General features: G+C 64.4%; 9 protein-coding genes and 1 tRNA gene. 3 read left to right on the forward strand and 7 right to left on the reverse strand.

The features are described from left to right. Positions 1 to 524, reverse strand: a 524-nt coding sequence (locus ACFP9U_RS21885; RefSeq protein ID WP_378624721.1) for a bifunctional hydroxymethylpyrimidine kinase/phosphomethylpyrimidine kinase, incomplete at its 3' end; no start/stop codon positions are given. Further along, positions 521 to 769 carry a hypothetical protein gene (locus ACFP9U_RS21890; protein WP_378624722.1) on the reverse strand — a complete coding sequence of 83 codons (249 nt, stop codon included), beginning with the start codon at positions 767 to 769 and terminating at the stop codon, positions 521 to 523. The genes ACFP9U_RS21890 and ACFP9U_RS21885, both read right to left, overlap by 4 nt. 131 nt (positions 770 to 900) lie before the next feature. Here ACFP9U_RS21890 and ACFP9U_RS21895 point away from each other — a divergent pair, with 131 nt between their 5' ends. After that, positions 901 to 1,407 (forward strand): GNAT family N-acetyltransferase, encoded by a 507-nt coding sequence (locus ACFP9U_RS21895; protein WP_322453113.1) that lies wholly within the window; start codon positions 901 to 903, stop codon positions 1,405 to 1,407. Positions 1,408 to 1,506: 99 nt separating this feature from the next. Then, positions 1,507 to 2,043, forward strand: a complete 537-nt coding sequence (gene ppa / locus ACFP9U_RS21900; protein WP_378624724.1) for an inorganic diphosphatase — start codon at positions 1,507 to 1,509, stop codon at positions 2,041 to 2,043. Between the two features lie 201 nt (positions 2,044 to 2,244). Here the strand turns inward: ppa and ACFP9U_RS21905 are convergent, their stop codons facing one another. From ACFP9U_RS21905 to ACFP9U_RS21915, 3 genes are all read right to left on the reverse strand, one after another. Next, on the reverse strand, positions 2,245 to 2,820 hold the full coding sequence (locus ACFP9U_RS21905; RefSeq protein ID WP_378624725.1) for a hypothetical protein: 576 nt from the start codon (positions 2,818 to 2,820) through the stop codon (positions 2,245 to 2,247). 70 nt (positions 2,821 to 2,890) lie between these two features. Next, entirely contained in the window at positions 2,891 to 3,214 is a 324-nt protein-coding gene (locus ACFP9U_RS21910; RefSeq protein ID WP_378624727.1) for a DUF167 family protein, read from the reverse strand. Between the two features lies 1 nt (position 3,215). Beyond that, positions 3,216 to 3,506, reverse strand: a complete 291-nt coding sequence (locus ACFP9U_RS21915; protein WP_322453117.1) for a YggT family protein — start codon at positions 3,504 to 3,506, stop codon at positions 3,216 to 3,218. Between the two features lie 132 nt (positions 3,507 to 3,638). Between ACFP9U_RS21915 and ACFP9U_RS21920 the strand changes: the two genes are divergently transcribed. Then, a tRNA-Ala gene (locus ACFP9U_RS21920) sits at positions 3,639 to 3,714 on the forward strand. A gap of 314 nt (positions 3,715 to 4,028) precedes the next feature. Here ACFP9U_RS21920 and ACFP9U_RS21925 read toward each other — a convergent pair. Next, positions 4,029 to 7,352, reverse strand: a complete 3,324-nt coding sequence (locus ACFP9U_RS21925) for an error-prone DNA polymerase (RefSeq protein WP_378624729.1) — start codon at positions 7,350 to 7,352, stop codon at positions 4,029 to 4,031. After that, on the reverse strand, positions 7,349 to 8,284 hold a 936-nt coding region (locus tag ACFP9U_RS21930), incomplete at its 5' end, for a DUF6504 family protein (RefSeq protein ID WP_378624730.1). The genes ACFP9U_RS21930 and ACFP9U_RS21925, both read right to left, overlap by 4 nt.

The raw sequence follows: 8,284 nt of genomic DNA on the forward strand, positions 1-8,284 counted from the left end.
GCCAGCGCCTCGGGCGTGTCCAGCTCCGCCTCCGCCAGCCAGGCGAGTTCATAGCGGTTCGGCGTGGCAATGTCGGCCAGCGGCAGGAGCGTCTTCTGAATGGCCGCCGCCGTCTCCGGCGGCACATAGAGCCCGCCGGCATCCCCCATCACCGGATCGCACAGGTAAAGCGCATCTGCATTGTGCGCCTTCACGCGGCGCACCAGCGCGGCCACCGCGTCGGCCTGGCTCGGCTCGCCGAGATAGCCCGACAGGACAGCCGTCACCTCCCCGAGCCAGGGCGCCCGCTCCAGATCTCTCAGGAAGGCCTGAAAGGCCTCCGCCGGCGGAAGGATCCGCGTCGCCGGCCCGTGGCCGGGGTGCCAGGGGAGCATGACCGTCGGCACCGCCCAGACAGGATGGCCGAGCGTTTCCAGCGCAAAGACGCAGGCCCGGTTGCCCACCGAGCCGCGGGCCACGTGGCTGGAGATCACGATCACGGCGCCCCGGGCGCCGTCCCTGCCCTCGCCTTGCAAACCTGTCATGGGGTCCCCGTCAAGAAGCGCCAGAGCCAGATGATGAGAAACACGGCGAAACCGAGGCCGAGCACGCGCCCGATGCGCCGGCCCCATCGCTCCGTCCAGTCCGCGTCTTCTGCCTCGCGCGCGCTGAAATGGTCCCGCGCCGTCGACGCCGCGCCGAGGAACAGGGTATCGGAATCACGTTCCACACGCTTCAGGATGCGGCGTGATTCGGCCCGCCTTTCTTCGTCACGCTCTTTCTCGCCCATCGCCTGTCCGCCGCTGAAAGCACGCCCGTTCTCCCCTCGCGCATAGCACCAAACGGCGCGACAGTCGAACGCGCCGGCAGGCCCCGGTTCCGCTTGCAGCCCCCGGCCCGCGCGTCTATGGTTAATGGGCCATGAAGACACTATCGATCGACATCCGAAGAGCGGACCCGCAGGACGCGGATGCCATCGCCGCCGTGCATGACCGCGCCTGGCGCGGGGCCTATGCCGGGATCATCCCGCATCGCGCCCTCAATGCGATGGTCGGGCGCCGCGGGCCGCGCTGGTGGGCCAATGCGATTCGCCGCTCGGCCACCGTCCTGGTGATGGAGGTCGGCGGGGAAGTTGCCGGCTATGCGACCCTCGGGCGCAACCGCGCGCGTCAGCTCAAACAGGACGGCGAAATCTACGAGCTGTATCTGAGCCCCGAATATCAGGGCATCGGCATGGGAACACGCCTCTTCGAAGCCGCCCGTGAAATGCTTGTAGCCCACGGTTTCGAGGGGGTGGTGGTCTGGGCGCTGGAGGAAAATACCGGCGCGATCTCCTTTTATCAGAGTGCGGGCGGGCGCAATGTCGCCGAAGGCGTCGAGGTTTTCGACAGCAAGGCCCTGCGCAAGATCGCCTTCGTCTGGGACTGACCGCGAAAAAAAGCTGTCCGGGTGGATCCGCCGCATTGCCCGTTGGCGCGAGAGCGGATAGGCAGCGCTCGCAAACGTCAACCAAATCGGGACCAGCCCATGCGCATCGAGGCCGTTTCCATCGGCAACAATCCGCCTGAAGATGTCAACGTCATCGTCGAGGTGCCCGTCGGCGGGCAGCCGATCAAATACGAAATGGACAAGAAAGCCGGCACGCTGATCGTCGACCGGTTCCTCTACACTCCCATGACCTATCCGGGGAACTACGGCTTCGTGCCGCACACGCTCTCTGACGACGGTGACCCGATCGACGTTCTGGTGTGCAACACGCGCCAGCTCATCCCCGGCTGCGTCATCAATGTGCGGCCGATCGGCGTCTTGGTGATGGAGGACAATTCCGGCCAGGACGAGAAGGTGATCGCCGTTCCCTCCCCGCATCTCACGCGGCGCTATGAGAACGTGCACAATTTCACCGACTTGCCGGAGATCACGCTGCAGCAGATCCAGCACTTCTTCGAGCACTACAAGGATCTGGAGCCCGGCAAGTGGGTGAAGATAGGCGACTGGATGGACGCCGCCGCAGCCCGCCGCCTGATCGTCGAGGCGATCGACAGGGCCAAGAGCGCGACAGCCTGAAAGTGGGATCACTTGCCGTGGCACGAATGCGGCTTGCCTGCCGCCAACATCGCGGCAAGGGCGGAAGTGGAATGGCCCTCGGGGCCGCAGAGCAATCCAGGAAAACTGGAAGCCGGTTTTCCGTCCGGAATTGCGTGAAACCAACAGATAGATCAGTTCACCGTTTGCCTGAAACGGTGAACTGATCTGAAATCGGACGCTCTACTGCGAAAGTGCCGGCAGCGGCACGTCGCCGGCGCGCACCGTCGGGCGCATGGAGCCGCAGATGAAATCGCGCGCCTCCTCGTCGGCGATCCGGCGCGCCTTTTCATTGGCCTTCGCGTTGCCGGTTGCCACGACATAGCCCACAGCGCAGCCTTCGTGCACGTCCGGCTGCGCGACCTTCTCGACCACGAGGACCTCGACCTTTGCCTCGTCCTCGTTGACGAACCAGCGGTGAATGGTCGCGAAAGGTTTTTCGAGTCCACCCCCCTTTTCCACGCGCCATTCGATGGTCGGGCCGGCATGGTTGAAGCCGGTGAAGGATTCCCATTGCGGCTGAAGATCGCCCGGAAAGCCGTAAAAGAGCGATTCGCGCGCGTCCCCGTAGTTGATCACGACCGGATAGCCCTTGTAACCGGAGCATACGAGATTGCTCCAGTCGCCGCCGTCCCGGTTCGCGGCAATGACCTCGCAGTCGCGCTTCGGATCGAGCTCGGTATAAGCGCTTTCGATTTCCCCGGCGCCGGCCGCATGCGCCATGGCAAATAGAGATAAAATCAACAGAATATATTTCATAATATAATATTCCACTCAAGGTTGTAATATGCCTTTTATATACATCAGCCTCTTCGGAAAATCCATGCCGTCATCGCCGGATTTTATCCAGCCGCGCCGAAAGAGATTCGCTGTCGCCAAGAATCGACAGCGTCTTCAGCCGTGATCTGCTGCCGGAGACGAGCTTGACGTCGCGGACGGGCACTTTCAGCCACTTGGCGACCAGTTTCTCCAGCGCGGCGTTCGCTTTTCCGTCCTCGGGAATGGCACGCACGCGCATCTTCAGGTGCTGCGCACCATCCGCCGCGGTCTCCAGCCCCTCGACAGCATCCCGGGAAGCTTTGGGTGTGAGGCGGACGCGCAGCTCGACGCCTTCGGACGTGGCGCGGAAGAAGGCAGGCGGCCTGCCTCCCATGCTACAGAACGGCGGGAGCGACCGTCGTCAGGATGAACTGGCGTACGAAGAAGATGATGAGCAGGAGAATGATCGGTGAGATGTCGATGCCGCCGAGATCGGGCAGCACGCTGCGAATCGGCCGCAGCGCGGGTTCGGTGACGCGGAAGAGGAAGTTGCCGAACATGCCCACGAACTGGTTGCGCGGATTGACGACATTGAAGGCGTAGAGCCACGAGAAGATGGCCGCGCCGATGATGAGCCACCAGTAGATGTCGAGCGCCATGATGATGGTTTGGATGAACGCGAGCATGCCGATCTCCCGAAAGGTTTCGCGACATGTAGCCATTGGCGCCAATTGCGGCAAGTCCTGCGCAAACAGGGCTAACGCGACGCTTGACAGGGGCGCCGGCCACGACCTAAATGCGCTCCGTTCCGGCGAAACGGGGCTGTAGCTCAGTTGGGAGAGCGCATCGTTCGCAATGATGAGGTCAGGGGTTCGATTCCCCTCAGCTCCACCATCCTGTTTCGTTCCTCGAGTTTTGCAGATCAGCGCCGCCGCTGAAAAGAATCACGACGTCCTCCGAAGCCTTGGCGTAGGAGGACTGGTCAGGTCTTCTCCCAGCGGGTCTCGCCAACCGGTTTCTCCGACTCTCAGGATCTGACGCCGGCATTGTGGTGCAGCCATGGATACCGCCTGCGTCCATCCGGACGCAGGGAAGAGCGTTTCAGGTTTTGAATCCGTGCATCGTGCTTTCCAAAAAATGCGATTCCGGTTTGCGGACCGATGCACCGGCGTATCGGTCCGATCGCCGGCATGAGCCGATCCTTGCGGTCAGTGAAAATTCCGCCCCTTGGGCATGGCGGAGGCGGCATGCGGCTTGTCGAGGGGTTCGGACCGCGGTCGCGCCGGCGCATCCTTTCGTGCGCCGGCAACGTGGGCTCCGGCTCTGCCGTCCCGAGATAACGGCTCCTGCCGCTCCAGAAGACCGAGCCTATGGCTTAAATCCTCGATCCGCTCGGCCATCACATGAATGACGCCCGAAGCCGACTGCAGACGGCCGGTGATGCGCACGAACCGGGCGCCCAGCACCTGCGGCCGGAAGCGCTCGAACACCTTGTGCCAGACGACCGCATTGGCAATGCCGGTCTCGTCTTCGAGCGTCATGAAGATGACGCCCTTGGAGGTGCCGGGGCGTTGGCGGATGAGCACGAGGCCGGCGACGGAAAGGCGGCACCCGTTGCCCATTGACGACAGGCGCTCATTGGGAACCACGCCTTCCGCATCGAGGCGCGTGCGCAGGAAGGAGACGGGGTGCGCCTTGAGCGACAGGCCGATCGCGCGGTAATCATGCACCACATGTGTGCCCAGGGGCATGGCGGGCAGCCGCATCTCCGGCTCGTGCTCGGCAAGGCGGAGATCGGGCCGGTCGAGAAGCGGTAGCCGTGCGGCGGCGCCGATGCCGTCCAGCGCCTGCACCGCCCAAAGCGCCGCGCGCCGGTCGAGGCCGAGGGAACGGAAGGCATCCGCCTCCGCGAGGCGAGCGATCGCACCCTTGCCGAGGCCCGAACGCAGCCACAGATCGCGCACCGAATCATAGCCGGCGCCGCGGTTTTGCACGAGCCGCTCCATGTCGTCTTTGGAAAGCCCCTTCACCTGGCGAAAGCCGAGACGCACGGCACGGCGCGTTCCGATGACGCGGCGCATTTCCGCATGCCGTCCGGCCACGCGGGCGGGATCGAAGAGCGCCTCCTCCAGCGTGCAGTCCCATTCGGAAAGATTGATGTCCACCGGCCGTACCTCGACGCCGTGCTCGCGCGCGTCGCGCACGAGCTGTGCCGGCGCGTAGAAGCCCATGGGCTGGGAGTTGAGAATCGCCGCGCAGAAGACGTCCGGATAGAAGGTCTTGAACCAGGCCGACGCATAGACGAGCAAGGCGAAGGAGGCGGCGTGGCTTTCGGGAAAGCCGTATTCGCCGAAACCCTCGATCTGCTTGAAACAGCGCTCGGCGAAGTCGCGCGGATAGCCGCGCGAGACCATGCCCTCGATCATCTTCCGCTCATACTGCTGGATCGTTCCCATGCGCCTGAACGTTGCCATGGCACGCCGCAATTGGTCGGCTTCCCACGGTTCGAAGCCGCCGGCGACAATGGCGATTTTCATCGCCTGCTCCTGAAACAGTGGAACGCCAAGTGTTTTCTTCAGGATCGCTTCGAGTTCCGGCCGCACATATTCGGGATCTTCCGTCCCCTCCCGCCGTCTGAGATAGGGATGCACCATGTCGCCCTGGATGGGGCCGGGCCGGACGATCGCCACCTCGATGACGAGATCGTAGAATTTTTGTGGCTGAAGGCGCGGCAGCATCGACATCTGCGCGCGCGATTCGACCTGGAACACGCCGATCGTGTCGGCGCGGCTGATCATGTCGTAGACAGGTTTTCTTTCCTTCGGGATCGTCGCGAGCGTCAGCCTTTTGCCATAGTGCTTCTCCTGCAAGTCGAAGGCGCGGCGCAGGCAGGACAGCATGCCGAGCGCCAGCACGTCGACCTTGAGAAGGCCGACATTGTCCAGGTCGTCCTTGTCCCACTCGACCATCTTGCGGTCGTCCATCGCCGTTTTGACGATGGGGACGATCTCGTCGAGCCTGTCCTTGGTGATGACGAAGCCGCCCACATGCTGGGAGAGATGGCGGGGGAAGCCCATGATGTCATTGGCGAGCGCGACCAGGTGCCTCGTGCGGGGGTCGGCCTTGTCGAGCCCTGCGGCGCGGGTCTCCGTCTCACCCAGCCTGGCGCTCGACCAACCCCAGATGGAGCCCGAAAGCGCGCTCATCATATCCTCGGAAAGGCCGAGCGCCTTGGCCACCTCGCGCAGCGCGGAACGGCCGCGATAGGAGACGACCGAGGCGGCGAGCGCGGTGTGCTTTTCGCTGTATTTCTCGTAGATATAGGCGATGACCTCGTCGCGCCGCTCATGTTCGAAATCGACGTCGATATCCGGCGGCTCGTCGCGTTCCACGGAAATGAAGCGCTCCAGGAGGTGGTCCATGATGTCGGGGCCGACATCCGTTATTTTAAGGCAGTAGCAGATGATGGAATTGGCGGCCGAGCCGCGCCCCTGGCACAGGATTCCCTTCGAGCGGGCGAACTTCATGATGTCGTGGACGGTAAGGAAGTAGCGGGCGTAGGTTTTCTCCCGCACCAGGGCGAGTTCCGTGCGGATGAGGTTTTTGACCTTTTCGGGCACGCCTTGCGGGAAGCGCTCCTTCGCGCCTTCCCAGGCGAGCCGCTCCAACTCCTCCTGTGCGGGAAGTCCGGATTCCGTCGGCTCGTCGGGATAGTTGTGCTGGAGTTCCGAAAGCGAGAAGGTGAGGCTTTCTGCAAAACGGATCGTCTCGGTCAGCGCCTCGGGATAACGGCGGAAGAGCCGCGCCATCTCTTCCGGCGGCTTCATGTGCCGCTCGGCATTGGCTTCAAGGACGAAACCCGCCTCGGCAACCGGTGTGTTCAGCCGGATCGCGGTGAGCACATCCTGCAGGGAGCGGCGCTCGGCCGCATGATACAGCACGTCGTTGACGGCCATCAGCGGCAGGCCCGCGGCGGCGGCAAGGGACGCGGCCTGCTCCAGCCGGAAGCGGTCGTCGCCTTTGTAGGTGGGCACGGCGGCAAGGCGCAGATGGCGCCCGAACCGATCCTTCAGAAAGCGCAGAAGGGAAAGGGTCTTCTCCGGATCCGCCCGAAGATCCGGCAGGACGGCAAGGGACATGCGCTCGCCCCATTCCAGAAAATCCCCGGCGCGCAGGTCGGGATCGCCCTTCTCCCCGCGCTGGTTGGCGACGGTCAGCATGCGGCAGAGATGCGCCCAGCCGCGGCGGTCCTGGGGGTAGGCGAGAATATCCGGCGTGCCGTCGGAAAAGACGAGCCGGCAACCGGGATGGAAAGGAAGCAGCGCCGGCTCGGCCCCTTCCGTCAGCTTGATGTGCTTGGACTGGGTCCAGGCGCGCACCACGCCCGCCACCGTGTTGCGGTCGGCAAGGCCGAGGGCCGAATGGCCGTAGAGCTTTGCGGCCACGACCAGTTCCTCCGGTCGCGAGCCGCCGCGCAGGAAGGAGAAATTCGACTGCACGGCGAATTCGGCATAGGAAGGGGCTACCGTCATGCGAAGATCCCGTGCATGAACCAGCGCGGCATTCCTTCCGTGGCACCGTAAAGACCCTGGCGATAGAGCCAGTAACGGCGGCCCTCGGCATCCTCGACACGGAAATAATCGCGCGTGGGGGCATCCTCCGGCTCGCGCCACCATTCCGGGGCGATCCGCTCGGGCCCCTCGACGCGGGCGACGTGATACATGGCGCGCCGCCAGCGGAAGTGGAGCGGCGGTCCTTCCGGCACCTCGGCGGCGATGACCTCGACCGGCTCGGGATTCGCAAAAAGGCGGATCGGCCGCTCCGGGCCGGGAGGGACTTGCGCGGACGGCGCACCCTCCTTTTCCCGAAGGAGCGCCTTTTCGCAAGCCGTAAAGGGGACCATGCGGACGGCGCGCTCGGGAATGTGGCTTTCGACCGGTACGGGCCGCACCAGCCCATTTCCGCCGAGGCGGGCCTGCACGCGGTCGGCGAAAAAGGCAAGGCCCTCTTCATCGCCGGCGCCTTCACCGGCGAGATCGGTCTGCGCAATGGCGAAGGGAGAGGCTTCAAGCACCGAAAGCCGCACCAGTTCGAAGCCGTAGCCAGTGTCGATCTCGTCTTCGACGGCGGCAAGCCTCTCGCGGAACAGCCTGCGGATGATGGCCGGCTCGCGCACCGGCAAAGACGTGCGGACCACATATCGGTGTACCGCACCGTCGACCCTGAACAGCGAAAGCTGCAGCGCATCGGCCCCCTCCCCCCGACGCTCGAGATCCTGCTTGAGCGTGACGGCGAGCGTATGGGCGAGGACCTCGATGCCATCGGTCGAAACCATCGGTTCGGCCAGTTGCCGCTCCGCCGAGAGCGGCGGCACGGGCAGGCGCGGGGAGATCGCCTCCTCGGCACGCCCCAGCGCCTGGTCGAGCCGTGTCAGAAGCCCGGCCCCGAAACGCCGCGCCAGCGG

Origin of the sequence: Nitratireductor sp. GCM10026969 (assembly GCF_042660605.1) — a bacterium.
Taxonomy (GTDB): Bacteria; Pseudomonadota; Alphaproteobacteria; order Rhizobiales; family Rhizobiaceae; genus Chelativorans.

What these genes read in the sequence shown, in the direction of transcription:
- ACFP9U_RS21895 (WP_322453113.1), top strand. Translation starts at nt 901, where the DNA reads ATGAAGACACTATCGATCGACATCCGAAGAGCGGACCCGCAGGACGCG.
- ppa (WP_378624724.1), top strand. Translation starts at nt 1,507, where the DNA reads ATGCGCATCGAGGCCGTTTCCATCGGCAACAATCCGCCTGAAGATGTC.
- ACFP9U_RS21915 (WP_322453117.1), bottom strand. Translation starts at nt 3,506, where the DNA reads ATGCTCGCGTTCATCCAAACCATCATCATGGCGCTCGACATCTACTGG.
- ACFP9U_RS21890 (WP_378624722.1), bottom strand. Translation starts at nt 769, where the DNA reads ATGGGCGAGAAAGAGCGTGACGAAGAAAGGCGGGCCGAATCACGCCGC.
- ACFP9U_RS21910 (WP_378624727.1), bottom strand. Translation starts at nt 3,214, where the DNA reads ATGGGAGGCAGGCCGCCTGCCTTCTTCCGCGCCACGTCCGAAGGCGTC.
- ACFP9U_RS21905 (WP_378624725.1), bottom strand. Translation starts at nt 2,820, where the DNA reads ATGAAATATATTCTGTTGATTTTATCTCTATTTGCCATGGCGCATGCG.
- ACFP9U_RS21925 (WP_378624729.1), bottom strand. Translation starts at nt 7,352, where the DNA reads ATGACGGTAGCCCCTTCCTATGCCGAATTCGCCGTGCAGTCGAATTTC.